This window comes from Mesorhizobium sp. USDA 4413, assembly GCF_056280365.1.
This window is the reverse complement of record NZ_JBVPRP010000001.1, coordinates 4,007,917-4,024,602: the sequence shown is the minus strand read 5'-3', so window position 1 is coordinate 4,024,602 and position 16,686 is coordinate 4,007,917. Positions and strand designations below refer to the sequence as shown.

Below are 16,686 nucleotides of genomic sequence, written 5' to 3'. Positions count from 1 at the left end.
CTTGCGTGCAATGGTCCAAGCTGAGGGGACCACCGGGGTAGCAGAGTTGCAGATTTCCAAAAGCAATGCGCTGCCTGGCGCAGAGACGGGTTTTTGGTCCGGGCTTCGAAGCAGCGATATCCTCACCGACTTGCGCGAAGGCCTGTTCCGTTTCATCGCGCTGGTGGTTGCCGCAGTCTTCGTCTATCGCGGCGCGCGCCATCTAGTCATCGATCCGGGCCGGCTGAACATCCTACTGCTCATGATCTCCGACGTCCTGACTTTTACCTGGTTGCTGCTGGCACGCCGACCGATTGTCCGCGACTGGAGCCCCTTCACGGTCTTCATCTCGCTGACGGCCGGTTTCGGCTCGGGCTTCATATCGCTCCAGGAAGGCGTCGCCGTTATCCCGCTCTATGTCGCGGCGCCGCTGCAGTTCCTGGCGCTGTGGCTTGTGATCTGGGGCAAGATGTCGCTCGGCCGCTCCTTCGCCATTCTGCCTGCCAATCGCGGCGTCGTCACCGGCGGCGCCTACCGCTTCGTGCGTCATCCGATCTATGCCGGCTATCTGGCGGGGCACATCCTGTTCCTGCTGTCGAGCTTCTCGGTCTACAATTTCACCGTCTATGCGATCATCACCCTGTTCCAGATCCATCGCATCCTGCGCGAAGAACGCATCCTGGCGCTGACGCCGGAATATCGCGCCTATCTCAAGCGGGTCCGCTACAGGCTCTGCCCCGGGATTTTCTGACATCGCGCCGGTCCGCCGACGGGCATGTTCCTTGAATTCCGGGCCGCTCTCACCATTTGAGAAAACGGCGGGCATCCCTCATGGGGATGTCGCGATCGAGGAACGGACATGAACGCACGCGTATTGGACGGCGAGATCATCACGACCAGGTTCGAGGACACCCGCGCCTATCGCGGGGTGCGGACAAGGCGGATCTTTGCCTTCCTGCTCGACTATTTCTTCGTCGCGCTGCTGACCATTCCTTTCGCCATCCTGGTCGCCATTCTCGGGCTTTTGACCTTCGGCCTCGGCTGGGCGCTGTTTTCGGTGCTGGTGCCGATGGTCGCCATTCTCTACATCTGGAACACGCTGGGCGGCCGCGACCAGGCGACGACCGGCATGAAGATCATGGGCATCCGCCTTGAAAAGCTTGACGGCAGCCGCATCGACGGCATGACGGCCGTGGTTCACTCGGTGCTGTTCTGGGCCGGCAACGTCATCCTGACGCCGCTGGTGCTGCTCGTCACGCTGTTCTCTGACCGCAAGCGCACGCTGCACGACCTTTTGCTCGGCACCGTGGTCACCCGCACCGACGTCTGAGAGCGTGTCGACAGCCGCGTTCATCGAACCGCTGCGTCACCTGTGCTTAAATATGAACAGGCCGAGGCCATCGCGGCAGCACAATCCTGTTGAATTTTTCGCGGACCGGGCCAAAGGTAGAGCGATTCGCAGGAGCGTTTCCAAGATTAGATGACGCAGCATCCGACCCAGTCGCCGCAGTTCTTCCTGACCGCGCCGTCACCGTGTCCCTATCTGGAGGGGCAGTTCGAGCGCAAGGTGTTCACGCACCTTGTCGGCGACAAGGCGCCGGAGATGAACGATCTGCTCACGCAAGGCGGCTTCCGGCGCTCGCAGAACATCGCTTACCGCCCGGCCTGCGAATCGTGCCGCGCCTGTGTCTCGGTGCGCATCCTGGCGCAGGAATTCGACCCCAGCCGCAACATGCGTCGCGTCATCCAGCGCAATGCCGACCTCGTCGGGGCCATGCATGACGCGCAGCCCTCGACCGAGCAATACTCGCTCTTCCGCGCCTATCTCGATGCCCGCCACCGTCGCGGCGGCATGTCGGACATGACCGTGCTCGACTATGCGATGATGGTGGAGGACACGCATGTCGACACCAAGATCATCGAATACCGGCGTCGCGGCCCCGACACGTTCATCACCGGCAAGGGCCATGGCGAGCTGATAGCCGTCGCGCTCACCGACAAGATGGCCGATGGCCTGTCGATGGTCTATTCCTACTTCAGTCCGGACTTCGAGGACCGCTCGCTCGGCACTTTCATGATCCTCGATCACATCGCCCGCGCCAAGGCGATGGGCCTGCCCCACGTCTATCTCGGCTACTGGGTCAACGGCTCGCGCAAGATGAATTATAAGATGCGCTTCATGCCGCAGGAGCATCTCGGCCCGAAAGGCTGGGAACGCTACGACCACGAAGCGGTCAGCCGCTGACCCGCCTTACGCTTCATCCTTAAACTGTTTCAAGGAGGAGGACGCTGGTCTTTCGGCCGCCAGGCCGGAAGCACTGCGGCACAGCTGCTGTGCGCCCCCCTCAAATTGTTGCGAGATAACCGCGTGTCCGCCCATACCGACCACCAGAAAGGCCTGCTGTTTACCGCCCTTGGCGGGGTGACGCTCACGGTCGATATTCCGCTGATCCGACTTGCTCACGGCGAGGCCTGGACAATCCTTCTGCTGCGCACCGGAAGCATGTTCGTTGCCGCGCTTGTCATCTGGGCGGTCTGGCGCTCGTTGAACGACAGGGCGCCGAAGCTCATCCCGGGCTTCTTGGGCCTGGTGGTCGCCGCGCTCTATGGGCTCGGCTCGATCGCGTTCATTACCGCCGTCTATCACACCTCAACCGCCGATCTCGTCTTCATCCTGGCCTTCACAACGATGTTCTCGGCGCTGCTGTCCTGGCTTTTTCTGAAGGAAAGGCCGCGACCGGTGACGCTCGCGGCGCTAGCGCTGATGATCGTCGGTGTGGCCATAATCGTCGGGGATTCAATCGGCACCGGAAACCTGTTCGGCGACATGATGGCATTGTGCTCCGCGCTCTGCGTCGCGTGCGCCATCACCGTCTCACGAGCCAGCGGCAGGGAGATGGGCTTCACCTCGCTCGTGGGCGTGATCCTGCCGTTCGCTGTGGCACTCTTCATGGTTTCCAAGACCGGCTTTTATGTCGAGGCGCCATGGTGGATCCTCCTCAACGGCGCCGTGATCATGCCGATCTCATTCTTCTGCCTGGCCAACGGACCGAAATACGTTTCCGGGCCGGAGGTGGCTATGTTCTACCTGCTGGAGACGGTGTTTGCTCCGGTCTGGGTCTGGCTGATTTTCGCCGAGGTGCCCTCACGCAACAGCCTTATCGGCGGGACGATCCTGATCGTGACTCTGGTGGCGCATTCGCTCTGGCAATTGCATGAGGGCCGCAAGCGCCGGACCGACCTGGCGGTGCATCACCCTGTCTGAATTTTCCTCGGTTCGGGGGTCGCCTCGATCCGGGGCGGCGCGCCGGCTTCGTCGGCGACCGGAGGAATCTCGTCCATCAATTCCACCTCGCGCAGCCATTCGCGCCAGATGGCGACGAGCAGCGCCATCAAGACGGGGCCGATGAACAGGCCGAGGAAACCCATCGTCTTTACGCCGCCGATCAGGCCGAAAAAGGTCGGCAGGAAAGGCAGCTTGATCGGACCGCCGACGAGCTTGGGCCGCAGCGTCTTGTCGACGATGAAGAGCTCGACCGCGCCCCAGATGAAGAGCGCCGCGCCGGCGATCAGCTTGCCGCTGGCGGCGAGGTAGATCGACACCAGGGTGAAAGAGAGCGGCGCGCCGCCAGGGATCAACGCCATGATGCCGGTGAGCGCGCCGAGCGTGACCGGCGACGGCACGCCGGCGAGCCAATAGGCGATGCCCAGCACAAGACCTTCGCCGATGGCGATGATGGTCATGCCCGTCACGGTCGAGGAGATGGTTGCCGGCACGACGCGCGAGATACGCTCCCAGCGGGTCGGTAGGATGCGTTCGCCGAGGCGATCGACCTGGGCCGCGAAAGACTCGCCGTCGCGATAGGCGAAGAACAGCGCGATCATCATGAACAGAAGCGTCAGGAGCAGGCCGAAGGCGCTGCCGCCGGCGGCCAAGGCGCCGCGATAAATGGTGCCGATGTTGGAGCCGCTGATCAGCTGGATGAACTCGCCGATGCCGCCGGGATGGCCGAGATAGGCCGTCCACTGCTCGTTCAACCACTCGCCGATCACCGGCATTGTGGCGATCCATTGCGGCGTCACCGCGCCGTGCCGATTGGTCTCGATCGCCCAGGTGACCCACTCGCGCAGCTCATTGATGGCATAGGTGCCGGCAAGCGCGATCGGCACCACCAGGAAGGTGAGGATGAAAAGGATCGCCAAAGTCGCGCCGACGGTGCGATTGCCGCCGACGGCTGCGAGCAGCCTTCGATAGAGCGGCCAGCTGGCGAAGGCGATGACGAGGGCCGCCAGCACGGGAAACAGGAAACCGTGGAAGAAATAGACGCCAGCGGCGACAATCAGCACCAGGAGCCAGCGCGCCGCCGACAGCGGCGGTATGACGGCAGCCCTCAGCGGCGTCGACAGGCCGAACAGCCGCTGTCCCGGCTTCTGGATTTCAGTCCGCTTCAACCCGGCGTTTCTCCGCTGCCCGATGGTTCATTGGATGCTTATGCACCACCATAGTGCAGCAATCGTGACGATAGTCCAAATGTTGCGCCTTGCCTTCTCCCCTTGTGGGAGAAGATGGATCGGCGCGGAGCGCCGAGACGGATGAGGGGTTCTGGAAGAAACGCAGGGCCAAAACATTCAAGGATTTGAAGCGCTTACACCGGAAAAGCAGCGATCCTTCCCACACCCCTCATCCGGCCGAGCTTCGCTCGGCCACCTTCTCCCACAAGGGAGAGAAGGGGGAGCCTTGCTACCCAAATTTCCCCGTCCTCGGGAAACCTTTCGGCACCATGCGGCCGGCGGCGGCCCGCGCCCCGATCCACTCGGCCATTTCCTCGCGTGACTTGGTGAAGGTGCGGTCGGCCGAATCCTGCCAGGAAAGGCCGGTCTCCAGCGTGAAGGTCTTCAGATCCAGTACGCCGCCGTCCTTGTATTTCTGCAGGCGCACACCCTTGCCGCGCGCCATTTCCGGGATTTCGGCGAGCGGGAAGATCAGCATCTTGCGGTTCTCGCCAACGATGGCGAGATGATCGCCCGACACCGGGATGCAGCGCTTGGCCTCGTCGGGCGCCTTGACGTTCATCACCTGCTTGCCCTTGCGGGTGTTGGCGACGACCTCTTCCTCCGAAACCACGAAACCATTGGCGTCGTAGGAGACGAGCAGCAGCTTACGCTTCGGATCATGGACAAAGGCGGTGACGATGTCCTGGTCGTTTTCCATGTCGACGATGATGCGGATCGGCTCGCCATGGCCGCGTCCACCCGGCAGCCGGTCGGCGCCGATGGTGTAGAACTTGCCGCCGGTGGTGAAGACCAGGATCTTGTCCGTGGTCTGGGCATGGAAGGCAAGTTTCAGGCTGTCGCCTTCCTTGAAGGCGAGCTGCGAATAGTCCGTCAGGTGGCCTTTCATGGCGCGCAGCCAGCCTTTTTCCGACACCACCACGGTGACCGGCTCGCGCTCGATCATCGCATGCGCGATGTCGGTCAGGTCGTGCTCGGGCGCATCGGCGAACTGGGTGCGGCGTCTGCCGAGCTCTGTCTCGGGGCCGAACTTGTCGCGAAGCTGGGTGACCTCCCACTTGATCGTCGCCCACTGCTTGGCGTCCGACGCGAGCAGCGCCTCGATCTGCTTCTTCTCCGCGGTGAGGCCGTCGAATTCCTTGCGGATCTCGATCTCCTCAAGCTTGCGCAACGCGCGCAGGCGCATGTTGAGGATGGCTTCGGCCTGGTTGTCGGTGAGCGACCAGCGGGCCATCATCACCTGCTTGGGCTCATCCTCCTCGCGGATGATCCTGATGACCTCGTCGATGTTCAGATAGGCGATCAGGTAGCCGGCGAGGATTTCCAGCCGCTTCTCGATCTCGCCCAGCCGATATTTCGAGCGGCGGACCAGAACCTCGCGGCGGTGGTCGAGCCACTCCTTCAGCACGCCTTTGAGCGACAGGACGTTCGGCACCTTGCCGCGCGACAGCACGTTCATGTTGAGCGGAAACCGGCTTTCGAGCTCGGTGAGCTTGAACAGCGATTCCATCAGGATACCGGGATCGACGGTGCGGCTCTTCGGCACCAGCACGATGCGGATGTCTTCCGCGCTCTCGTCGCGAATGTCCTCGAGCAGCGGCAGCTTGCGCGCCATCAACAGCTCGGCGATCTTCTCGATCAGCCTGGCCTTCTGCACGCCGTAGGGGATCTCGGTGACGACAATGCTCCAGGTGCCCCTGCCCTGGTCCTCCTGGCCCCATTTCGAGCGCACGCGGAAACCGCCGCGGCCCGTCTCATAGGCTTCGAGGATCGAGGTTCGGCTGTCGACGATGACGCCGCCGGTCGGGAAATCCGGTCCCTGGACGAAATCCATCAGCTTCGCCACCGGCGCTTCCGGATGCTCGATCAGATGAAGCGCGGCATCGCAAAGCTCGGCCGCGTTGTGCGGCGGGATCGAGGTCGCCATACCGACGGCAATGCCGGAGGAGCCGTTGGCAAGCAGGTTGGGGAAGGCGCCGGGGAGGACGGACGGCTCCTCGTCCTCTTCATTGTAGGTCGGCCGGAAGTCGACCGCGTCCTCGGTGATGCCGGCAAGCAGCTCGGTCGCCACCTCGGTCATACGCGCTTCGGTGTAGCGCATGGCGGCGGCGTTATCGCCGTCGATATTGCCGAAATTGCCCTGCCCGTCGACCAGCGGGTAGCGCATCGAGAATTCCTGCGCAAGGCGCACCAGGGCGTCATAGATCGACTGGTCGCCATGCGGATGGAACTTACCCATCACGTCGCCGACGATGCGGGCGCATTTGGCAAAACCCTGATCGGGGTTGAGCCTGAGCAGCCGCATGGCATGCATGATGCGGCGATGGACCGGTTTCAGCCCGTCGCGCACATCCGGAAGTGCCCGGTGCATGATGGTCGACAGCGCGTAAGAGAGATAGCGCCGCTCGAGCGCTTCCTTCAGATCGACCGGTTCGATTTTGTCGCCGCCGCCATTGTCATCGGGCGGCAAATGCCTCTTTCCCATGGATTTGGACTAGCCGAGCGGGTGATTCGCGGCAAGCGCCGCGTGAACATCGGCGCATTCGTCGCGGCCCGTAAGCGCGACCGTGATGTGAAGGATTTCACGGAAGCCGCGTCGCGGCGGCTGCAATTTGCCACCGATCTGCAACAGGCTGCGGCGGCACCATCACGCCGACCAACATCAATCCGTTACATGCGGCCGCTATCTGGCATGCAACGCGCTGGCGGAGGAAACCGCGGTCTTCATGACAAATTCACCGCATCGGGCAATGGCTGCCGGCCGCGTTTGCCTTTCATCGCCATTTTCGACAAATGTGCCGGGAAATGCCTTTTTCCCGTCCCGTTCGTCACGGAATGGGATGAAGCAGGTTTCAAAACAAATTTCATCATAGCCAAATCAGGACAGGGAACTCGCCATGACAAGCCAACGCTCAACGCTCAAGAAATTGGCCTTTTCGACCTTTCTGCTGACGCTGCCGCTCAATGCGGCCTTCGCCGCCGATCCGGCGGTGGCCGAGCGCATCAAGGCAGCCCTTGCCGCCCAAGGCGTCGACATTTCCTGGACCGGCGTCTCCGGCGACGATTCGAACGCCGTGCTGCAAGGTGTTTCGATCAAGCCAGCGGCCGAGAAGGAAGCGCTGCCGATCGGCGACGTGAAGCTGGAAGGGGTCACCGAAGCCAATGGCGGCTATGAGATCGCCACCGTCTCGACCTCGCCTTTCGAACACAGCAAGGACGGCGTGACGCTCAACCTCAGCCCGGTGGTCATCCACGACATGAAGGTCCCGGCCGAAGGCAGCACAGACCCGCTCGGCTCGCTGATGATGTACAAGTCGGCAGAGCTGTCCAACATGACGGTCAAGGTCGGCGACAAGACGGCGTTCGCGATGGACGGGCTGGCCGTCCAGATCACCCCGCCGGCGGACGGCAAGGCGATGGATTTCACCGCCAATACCCAGAAATTCACCGCCGACCTGTCGCTGGTGGACGACCCCAAGTCGAAGGAAGCGATCGAGGCACTGGGCTACCAGAATATCTCCGGCAACATCGCGATGGCCGGAACCTGGCAGCCGAGCGACGGCAAGATGGAACTGACAAAATATGACATCTCGGTCGAGAATGCCGGCACGCTCGGCATGACTTTCAATCTCGGCGGCTACACGCTCGACTTCGTCAAGTCGATGCAGGCCATGCAGAAGCAACTCGCCTCGCAGCCGGAAGGCGCCGACAAATCGGCGCAGGGCATGGCCATGCTCGGCCTGATGCAGCAGCTCTCCTTCAACGGAGCTTCGATCCGCTACAAGGACGATTCGCTGACTGGCAAAGTGCTCGACTATGTCGGAAAGCAACAGGGCATGTCGGGCAAGGACGTCGCCAACCAGGCCAAGGCGATCGTGCCGTTCGGCATGGCGCAGCTCAACAATCCCGAGCTGACGGCCGAGGTGTCGGCTGCCGTCAACACCTTCCTCGACGATCCGAAGAGCCTGGAAATCTCGGCCGAGCCGCCGTCGTCGGTGCCGTTCGCGCTGATCATGGCCGGCGCCATGTCCAACCCGCTCGACCTGCCGAAGACGCTGGGCGTCAAGGTCAAGGCGAACCAGGACTGATCGGACGCGTCAGCTCCAAACGAAAAGCCCGGCAGCGATGCCGGGCTTTTTTGTCGGGCCTGATTCGTCGAGAAGAAAGAAAGACTTGATTCTGAGTCCTAACCTTCCTTCTTGGCCACCGCGACGCGCAGCGACAGCTCACGCAGCTGCTGCGGGGTGGCTTCCGACGGCGCGTTCATCAAGAGGTCATAGGCCTGCTGGTTCATCGGAAACATAGTGATCTCGCGCAGGTTCTTGGCCCCCACGAGCAGCATGACGATGCGATCGACGCCCGCCGCCATGCCGCCATGCGGCGGGGCGCCATACTGGAAGGCGCGATAGAGACCGCCGAAGCGCTCTTCCACCGTCGCGCGGTCCAGGCCAACCATTTCGAACGCCTTGACCATGGTTTCCGGCAGATGGTTGCGGATGCCGCCCGACGCGATCTCGAATCCGTTGCAGACCATGTCGTACTGGAACGCCTTGATGCCAAGCGGCTCCTGGCCGTTCAGCGCATCGATGCCGCCCTGCGGCATCGAGAACGGGTTGTGGGCGAAGTCGATCTTCTTCTCGTCCTCATTCCATTCGAAGAACGGGAAGTCGACGATCCAGCAGAGCTCGAAACGCTCGCGATCGACGAGGTTCAGCTCCTCGCCGGCGCGGGTGCGCGCGGCGCCCGCGAAGGTGACGAACTTCTTCGGGTCGCCGGCGACGAAGAAGGCGGCGTCGCCATCGGCAAGGCCGAGCTGCTGGCGGATCGCTTCGGTGCGCTCCTCGCCGATGTTCTTGGCGATCGGACCGGCCCCTTCGAGTTTTTCACCTTCCTTGCGCCAGAAGATGTAGCCAAGCCCGGGCTGCCCCTCGCCTTGGGCCCAGGAATTCATGCGGTCGCAGAAAGCGCGGCTGCCGCCAGTCTTGGCGGGAATCGCCCACACCTCGGCCTTCGCGTCGTTGGCCAGGATGTTGGCGAACACCTTGAAGCCGGAATCGCGGAAATGATCCGAGACCGCCTGCATCTCGATCGGGTTGCGCAGATCCGGCTTGTCGGTGCCGTAGGTGCGCATCGCCTCGTCATAGGGAATTCGGCGGAATTTCTGCGTCACCGGCTTTCCGGCGGCAAAGGTCTCGAAGACGCCGCGCAGCACCGGCTCCATGGTGGAGAGAACGTCGTCCTGCTCGACGAAGCTCATCTCGAGGTCGAGCTGGTAGAATTCGCCGGGCAGCCGGTCGGCGCGCGGATCCTCGTCGCGGAAGCAGGGCGCGATCTGGAAATAGCGATCGAAGCCGGAGACCATGATCAGCTGCTTGTACTGCTGCGGCGCCTGCGGCAGCGCGTAGAAGGTGCCGGGATGGATGCGCGACGGCACCAGGAAGTCGCGCGCGCCTTCCGGCGACGACGCCGTCAGGATCGGCGTCGAGAATTCGGTGAAGCCCACCTCGCCCATGCGCTTGCGCATCTCGGCGATGATTTTTGTCCGCGCCACGATGTTTTTGTGCAGCGTCTCGCGCCGCAGGTCGAGGAAGCGGTATTTCAGGCGGATGTCTTCGGGGTATTCCGGTTCGCCGAAAACGGGGAGCGGCAGTTCCTTGGCCGCCGAGAGCACCTCGATCTCGCGTGCGAAAATCTCGATCTCGCCGGTCGGCAGGTTCGGATTGACTGTTTCCGGCAGCCGCGCCTTGACCTCGCCGTCGACGCGGATCACCCATTCGCCGCGCACGGTCTCGGCGACCTTGAAGGCCGGCGAATCCGGATCGGCGACGATCTGGGTCAAGCCATAATGGTCGCGCAGGTCGATGAAGAGCAGCCCGCCATGGTCGCGCACGCGATGCACCCAACCCGACAGGCGGACGGAATTGCCGACGTCGCTCTTTCTCAACTGGGCACAGGTGTGGCTGCGGTAACGATGCGTGGTCATGGGTAAAAGTCCGGAAATTGCGGGCGTCTGCCCGGCTCGAAAATTGGCGCGAAAAGCGCATGAGAGGCCGGCTTTGTCAAGGCAACCGGTCGCACGGACACGTTTCGGCCGTCAGGCAAAGTGGATTTGCGCACCCAGGCTCTGGAAATCGGCGAGCGTAGCGGGAGGCGCGGTCTTTTCCACCACCAGATGGCGGATCGCATCGGCGCCGGCGACACGATACGGCGCAGCAGTCGCAAGCTTATCGTTAGTGACGGCAATGACGATGCCGGCACTGTTTTTCGCCATGGCGCGTTTGACCTCGGCTTCGGCCGAATCGAAGGCGGTGACGCCACGCGCGACATCGAGCCCGCAGGAGCCCAGAAAGAACACGTCGGCGCTGAGCTGCGCCACGGCGGCGAGCGTATCGGCGCCGACGCAGGTGCCGAGATCGGGCACATAGCGGCCACCGAGCATGATCAGTTCGACCAAAGGACGATCGACCAGCGCCGAGGCGACGCTCAGCGAATTGGTGGCAATGGTCAGTTCCATGTCGCGTGGGATCGCCCTGGCGACCGCCTCATTGGTCGTCCCGCCGTCGATGAACAGCGACTGCCCCGCCACAAGCAGCCCAACCGCCGCCTTCGCAAGGCGTGCCTTCTCCTTGACCGCATGAGCGCTGCGCTGGCTGACGCTCGCCGCGGCAAAGGGCGCCGAAGCCACCGCGCCGCCATAGACGCGGCGCAACTGCCCGGCCTTGGCCAGTTCCCTCAGATCGCGGCGCACCGTGTCTTCTGAGACGCCGAAACGGCTGGCGAGTTCGCCGGCCAGCACCTTTCCGTCCGCCGCAAGCTGGTCGCGAATAAGTTGGTGGCGTTCTTCGGTGAGCATGCATGATCCTATTTATTTATGCATGTTATTGCATGTTTTGCCTGTTTGTGCAAGAAAGGACCGCTGGCGGGGCCGAGAGCCTCCCGCCGAAAATCTCCCTGTTGGATTGTCCGCGATGAGCCTTGGCCTGAAACTCGCCCCGCAGCACCGCGTCTATGCCGGTTTTGCGATCTATTCCTTTGCCATGGGCAACATCTTCCCGCGACTGCCCGACATCAAGCGTTCCATGGGAATCGAGGACGGCACGCTCGGGCTCGCGCTGATCGGCACGCCGATCGGCACCCTGGTCGCGCTTACGCTGGCGACGCCGCTCCTTGAACGCGTCGGCTTTCGCCGTGCGCTGCTGTGGCTGGTGCCGCTGCTTGGTCTCGCCTATGCCCTCGCCGTGCACGCGCCAGGCCCGGCGCCGCTGTTTCTGATGCTGCTGCCGGTCGGATTGATGATCGGCAGCATCGAGATCATCTTGAATGTCGAGGCCGACAGGACCGAGTTCCTGCTCAAACGCCGCATCATGAGCCGGGCGCATTCGTTCTGGAGCATCGGCTTCTTCGGTGCCGGGCTGTTCGGCGGTGCGCTGGCGCATCTCGGCCTGTCGCCGCAACTGCATCTGGCGGTGATGGTGCCGATGGTGTCGGTTGCGGTGGCGCTGTTCCTCGGCGGCTTCGAACCGGCTCCTGCCCGCTTCGCCGCGTCCGGCGACAAAGCGCCGATGTTCGCCCGGCCGACCCTGCCGATCCTGATCCTCGTCGGGGTGACGCTGTCGGCCATGCTGATGGAAGGCGCCAGCATGGACTGGTCGGCGATCTATATGCGCACCGTGTTCGACTCGGGCCCGTTCATTGCCGGGATCACGGTCGCGTTGTTCGCCTTCTCGCAGGCGACGACGCGCTTCTTCGCCGACAGCTTCGTTGACCGCCACTCGCCGAGCGGCGTGGCGCGTGTGCTGTTGGCGACAATGATGGCCGGCGTCTTCATCGTCTTCTTCTCGCCCCTGCCCGTCATCTCGATGCTCGGCTTTGCACTTCTCGGGATCGGCAGCAGCGCCATCTTCCCGCTGGCGATCTCGGCGGCGGCGCAGCGAACCGACCGCCCCGCGGCGATCAACGTGGCGGCGCTGTCGCAGATATCCTTCGTCGCCTTCCTGCTTGGCCCGCCGCTGCTCGGCTTCGTGTCCGACCACTGGGGCATCCGCTCGGCCTATGGCATCGGTATACCGTTCGTCGTGCTCAGCCTGGCGGCAGCCGGCGCGCTCGGCCGGCGATCGTCGTCGAACGCCATACCGGACGGCACGGAATCAGGCTTGGCAGGAGAGAGGGTCCCGGCACGGGCCTATGAGGCATGAACGGCCCGCCCCACAGCGCCACTTAATGAAGCGGACCACGACGGCTTGAGGGGTATCGCGGGTTGGGGTGCCGGCAGACGCTGCGATTCCGCACGGGAGAACCGGGCGGTCGGGCCACCACTTACGTTGCGGCGGCTTGACGAAAGCGCGCGCGGCTGAAATTGAAAGAGGCCTGATACTGTGCCAAAAGCGATTTGATGCGCGTCATCACCACACAAGAAGAACTCGAGAGCGTTGTCGCGGCGTTCGAAAAGTCGGAATTCGTTACCGTCGATACCGAATTCATCCGCGAGACGACCTTCTGGCCGATCCTCTGCCTGATCCAGATCGCCGCGCCTGGGATCGAGGCGCTTATCGATCCGTTGGCGCCCGGCATCGACCTGAAGCCGTTTTTCCGGCTCATGGCCAATGAAGCGGTGCTGAAGGTCTTCCACGCGGCGCGCCAGGACATCGAAATCATCGTCCATCTCGGCGATCTGGTGCCGCATCCGGTGTTCGACACGCAGGTGGCGGCGATGGTCTGCGGCTTCGGCGACAGCGTTTCCTACGACCAGCTCGTGCAGAAGGTCACCGGGGCAAGGCTGGACAAGTCCTCGCGCTTCACCGACTGGCGGCACCGGCCGCTCTCCGACAAGCAGCTCGAATACGCGCTTGCCGACGTCACCCACCTGATCAAGGTCTACCAGCATCTCAGTGCCGAGCTGAAGCGCGAGGATCGCGCCCATTGGCTGAACGAGGAGATGGATATCCTCACCTCGCGCGAGACCTACGATCCGCATCCCGAGGACGCCTGGAAGCGGCTGAAGATGCGGCTGCGCAAGCCGCAGGAGCTGGCGATCGTGCAGGCGGTGGCCGCCTGGCGCGAGCGCGAGGCACGCGAGCGCGACGTGCCGCGCGGCCGCGTGCTCAAGGACGATGCCATCTACGAGATTGCGCAGCAGGCGCCGCGCGACGCGGCAGCGCTCGGCAAGCTGCGCACCACGCCGAAAGGCTGGGAGCGTTCCGCCACGGCAACGGCGCTGCTCGGCGCGGTCAACGCCGCCCTTGCCCTGCCGAAGGAGGCGATGCCGAAACTGCCGAAAAGCGTGCAGCCCCCCGAGGGCTCGAGCGCGGCGGCGGAACTGCTCAAGGTGCTGCTCAGGATCGTCGCCGAGCAGGAAGGCGTTGCCACCAAGGTGCTCGCCTCCAGCGACGATATCGACCGCATAGCGGCCGAAGCCGACGAAGCCGACGTGCCGGCGCTGCAGGGCTGGCGGCGCACGGTTTTCGGCGAGCAGGCGCTAAGGCTGGTGCGCGGCGAGATCGGCATCAAGTTCGACAATCGCAGGATCGCGGTGTTCGACCTGTAGCGTCAAACCAGCCCCAGCAGGTGCAGCGCGAACCAGATCCAGGCGATGAGAAGTATGCCCGCGCCAAGGAAGAAAGCGCGGCTCCGGTGCAGCATATAGTTTCGGTCGAGGTGCACCCAGGCGTGGACATAGCGTGTGACTATGAAGAGCCACATCAGTGCCAGCGTCAGATAGTTCACGCCGTTGGTGACGAACAGCGCTAGGCACAGAACGTGGAAGAGAACCGGCAGCTCGAACCGGTTGATTAGATTGTTGGCGACGGTGACGCTCGAGGCGGGCTCGGTCGAACGGACCTTGTACTGGCTGATCCTGGCCTCGCCCGACTTCACGGCGAGATAGCGCCGCTTCAGCATCACCAGATAGACGATATAGACGAGGAGCACATGCGCCAGCATCGGCCAGAAGATGGCGGTCTGGCGCATCCGTCGCCTGTCCTTTCTCTCTGTTTACCGCAATTCCGGACGGAAAACCGCTTTACACTTTTCCTGGAATTGCTTTAGCGCCGCCGCTGTCCGGCCAGCGCGAAGACCGCGATGACGAAGACCGGGATCGCCAGCAGCGCGAATTTGGTGACGGTCAGCGACGAGGCGAAGGCCAGCGTATCGGGGTTGGCCAGCTGGAAATCGGAAAGCAGCCGCGCCAACGCGAAATTCTGGGCATAGTCAGCGACCGCGTAGGGAAGCACCAGCACCAGCGAGAACAATGCCTGGAGCTGCGCTGGCATGGCGCGGAACGTGCTGAGCCGCCGCCCGAAAACAAGGATAAGGCTCACCAGCGTCAGCGACAGCAGCGCCGGGAACAGAAGGTCGAAGGTCAGGTAGTGCCAGACGATGATGATCTCGCCGCCGCGCCGGCCGAGCGCGGTGAGCCACGCCATGCCTTCATCGGGCGTGAATCCGGCAACGCGCATGTCGAGTGAGATCAAGCCGCCGCTTAAGCGCTGGAAATAGACAAACTCCAGCGCCGTCATGACGAGGAACAGCGCAATCGAGGCGATAGAGAGCGCCGCCGCGTGACGCGACAGCCGCAGCACCGCCGCGCTTAAATCACGCCACAGTCCCCGCTGGCGGTCGGACTGATCGACCTGCCGATCAAAGTCCGCCCGGGTAATTGGGGCTTTCGCGGGTGATCGTGACGTCATGGGCGTGGCTTTCACGAAGTCCGGCGTTGGATATGCGCACAAAGGTGGCGCGCTGGCGGAAGTCTGCAAGGTCACGTCCACCCACATAACCCATAGCCGCTTTCAGGCCGCCTGCAAGCTGGTGCAGCACGCCAGCCACAGGTCCTTTATAGGGAACCTGCCCTTCAATGCCCTCCGGAACCAGTTTGAGGGTGTCGCGAACCTCGGCCTGGAAGTAGCGGTCCGCCGAGCCGCGCGCCATGGCGCCGACCGAGCCCATGCCGCGATAAGCCTTGAAGGAACGGCCCTGATGCAGGTAGACCTCGCCCGGGCTCTCGTCGGTGCCCGCAAGCAGCGAGCCGATCATGGCCGCGCTCGCGCCCGCGGCGAGCGCCTTGGCGAGATCGCCCGAATATTTGATGCCGCCATCGGCGATGACGCTGACGCCGCACTTGCTGGCCGTCTCGACCGCCGACATGATCGCCGAAAGCTGCGGCACGCCGACGCCGGCGACGATACGGGTCGTGCAGATCGAGCCCGGGCCGATGCCGACCTTGACGGCGTCGGCGCCGGCATCGATCAGCGCCTGCGTGCCGTCGGCGGTGGCGACGTTGCCGGCCAGGATGCGCACCGAATTGGAGAGCTTCTTCGCCCGCGCCACGGCCTCCAGCACGCGCTGGGAATGGCCATGCGCGGTGTCGATGACCAGTAAGTCCACGCCGGCATCGATCAGGCGCTCGGCGCGCTCGAAGCCGTCATCGCCGACGCTTGTGGCGGCGGCGGCACGCAGCCGCCCCTGCGCGTCCTTGGTGGCGTGCGGATTGAGCTGCGACTTCTCGATGTCCTTGACGGTGATCAGGCCGACGCAATTGCCCTTCCGGTCGACCACCACCAGCTTCTCGATGCGATGCTTGTGGAGAAGGCGCTTGGCCTCGTCCTGGTCGACATTCTCCTTGACCGTGATCAGGTTCTCACGGGTCATCAGCTCGTAGACCTTCTGCGACGGATCGGAAGCGAAGCGCACGTCGCGGTTGGTGAGGATGCCGACCAGCCGGCCGACGGTATGGCCGCCGGTGCCGCCATTCTCCACCACCGGAATGCCCGAAATGCCGTTGGTGCGCATCAGCGCCAGCGCGTCGGCGAGCGTGGCGTCCGGACCGATGGTGACCGGGTTCACCACCATGCCGGATTCGAATTTCTTGACCTGCCGGACCTGCTCGGCCTGTTCGGCCGGGGTCAGGTTGCGGTGAATGACGCCGATGCCGCCGGCCTGCGCCATCGCGATCGCCAGCCGCGCCTCGGTGACGGTGTCCATGGCCGCCGATAGGATCGGCACGTTGAGATCGATGTCGCCGGCAATGCGGGTGCGGATATCGGTCTCGCCCGGCATGACCTCGGAATGGCCGGGCTGCAAGAGCACGTCGTCGAAGGTCAGCGCCAGCGCGCCGGTGGACGTTTCGATGATTTTTGCCATGGCCAGTCCTTTTGAATGCGGAAAAGGCGCTGTGCCGATTGGCCAGCGCCGACTCTC

Annotated in this window: 14 protein-coding genes; 7 read left to right on the top strand and 7 right to left on the bottom strand. The window is 63.5% G+C overall.

Going from position 1 to position 16,686, the window contains the following annotated elements; genetic code table 11:
- The first annotated feature begins 46 nt into the window (after nucleotides 1-46).
- From ACVMIM_RS19540 to ACVMIM_RS19525, 4 genes are all read left to right on the top strand, one after another.
- On the top strand, nucleotides 47-730 hold the full coding sequence (locus ACVMIM_RS19540) for a methyltransferase family protein (protein ID WP_476113992.1): 684 nt from the start codon (nucleotides 47-49) through the stop codon (nucleotides 728-730).
- 108 nt (nucleotides 731-838) lie between these two features.
- Nucleotides 839-1,309: an RDD family protein gene (locus tag ACVMIM_RS19535; protein WP_476113991.1), complete on the top strand. Its 471-nt coding sequence runs from the start codon at nucleotides 839-841 to the stop codon at nucleotides 1,307-1,309.
- A gap of 150 nt (nucleotides 1,310-1,459) precedes the next feature.
- Nucleotides 1,460-2,224: an arginyltransferase gene (locus ACVMIM_RS19530; protein WP_476113989.1), complete on the top strand. Its 765-nt coding sequence runs from the start codon at nucleotides 1,460-1,462 to the stop codon at nucleotides 2,222-2,224.
- A gap of 123 nt (nucleotides 2,225-2,347) precedes the next feature.
- Nucleotides 2,348-3,244 carry a DMT family transporter gene (locus ACVMIM_RS19525; RefSeq protein ID WP_476113988.1) on the top strand — a complete coding sequence of 299 codons (897 nt, stop codon included), beginning with the start codon at nucleotides 2,348-2,350 and terminating at the stop codon, nucleotides 3,242-3,244.
- Here the strand turns inward: ACVMIM_RS19525 and ACVMIM_RS19520 are convergent.
- Both ACVMIM_RS19520 and parC read right to left on the bottom strand, forming a co-directional pair.
- The gene (locus ACVMIM_RS19520) at nucleotides 3,232-4,431 is read right to left on the bottom strand and encodes an AI-2E family transporter (protein WP_476113987.1); all 1,200 of its coding nucleotides are present in this window, start codon (nucleotides 4,429-4,431) and stop codon (nucleotides 3,232-3,234) included. The genes ACVMIM_RS19525 and ACVMIM_RS19520 overlap by 13 nt on opposite strands.
- 289 nt (nucleotides 4,432-4,720) lie before the next feature.
- A complete protein-coding gene (gene parC, locus ACVMIM_RS19515) occupies nucleotides 4,721-6,976 on the bottom strand; it encodes a DNA topoisomerase IV subunit A (RefSeq protein ID WP_476113986.1) in 2,256 nt (751 codons plus the stop codon).
- Nucleotides 6,977-7,388: 412 nt separating this feature from the next.
- Here parC and ACVMIM_RS19510 point away from each other — a divergent pair, with 412 nt between their 5' ends.
- Entirely contained in the window at nucleotides 7,389-8,579 is a 1,191-nt protein-coding gene (locus tag ACVMIM_RS19510) for a hypothetical protein (protein ID WP_476113985.1), read from the top strand.
- 98 nt (nucleotides 8,580-8,677) lie between these two features.
- On the opposite strand, the gene aspS is transcribed toward ACVMIM_RS19510, so the two are convergent.
- Both aspS and ACVMIM_RS19500 read right to left on the bottom strand, forming a co-directional pair.
- Nucleotides 8,678-10,474, bottom strand: coding sequence for an aspartate--tRNA ligase (gene aspS / locus ACVMIM_RS19505; RefSeq protein WP_476113984.1), 1,797 nt, complete (start codon nucleotides 10,472-10,474; stop codon nucleotides 8,678-8,680).
- A 111-nt stretch (nucleotides 10,475-10,585) separates the two neighbouring features.
- Complete coding sequence (locus ACVMIM_RS19500) at nucleotides 10,586-11,344, bottom strand: DeoR/GlpR family DNA-binding transcription regulator (RefSeq protein WP_476113983.1); 759 nt, start codon at nucleotides 11,342-11,344, stop codon at nucleotides 10,586-10,588.
- 115 nt (nucleotides 11,345-11,459) lie between these two features.
- Here ACVMIM_RS19500 and ACVMIM_RS19495 point away from each other — a divergent pair, with 115 nt between their 5' ends.
- Together ACVMIM_RS19495 and rnd are read left to right on the top strand one after the other, a co-directional pair.
- Nucleotides 11,460-12,686: an MFS transporter gene (locus ACVMIM_RS19495; RefSeq protein WP_476113982.1), complete on the top strand. Its 1,227-nt coding sequence runs from the start codon at nucleotides 11,460-11,462 to the stop codon at nucleotides 12,684-12,686.
- A gap of 197 nt (nucleotides 12,687-12,883) precedes the next feature.
- A complete protein-coding gene (gene rnd, locus ACVMIM_RS19490) occupies nucleotides 12,884-14,035 on the top strand; it encodes a ribonuclease D (protein WP_476113981.1) in 1,152 nt (383 codons plus the stop codon).
- A gap of 2 nt (nucleotides 14,036-14,037) precedes the next feature.
- Here the strand turns inward: rnd and ACVMIM_RS19485 are convergent, their stop codons facing one another.
- From ACVMIM_RS19485 to guaB, 3 genes are all read right to left on the bottom strand, one after another.
- On the bottom strand, nucleotides 14,038-14,457 hold the full coding sequence (locus ACVMIM_RS19485; protein WP_476113979.1) for an MAPEG family protein: 420 nt from the start codon (nucleotides 14,455-14,457) through the stop codon (nucleotides 14,038-14,040).
- 74 nt (nucleotides 14,458-14,531) lie between these two features.
- The gene (locus tag ACVMIM_RS19480; RefSeq protein ID WP_476117301.1) at nucleotides 14,532-15,059 is read right to left on the bottom strand and encodes a hypothetical protein; all 528 of its coding nucleotides are present in this window, start codon (nucleotides 15,057-15,059) and stop codon (nucleotides 14,532-14,534) included.
- 67 nt (nucleotides 15,060-15,126) lie between these two features.
- Nucleotides 15,127-16,629, bottom strand: a complete 1,503-nt coding sequence (gene guaB / locus ACVMIM_RS19475; RefSeq protein ID WP_476113977.1) for an IMP dehydrogenase — start codon at nucleotides 16,627-16,629, stop codon at nucleotides 15,127-15,129.
- Nucleotides 16,630-16,686: the final 57 nt, after the last annotated feature.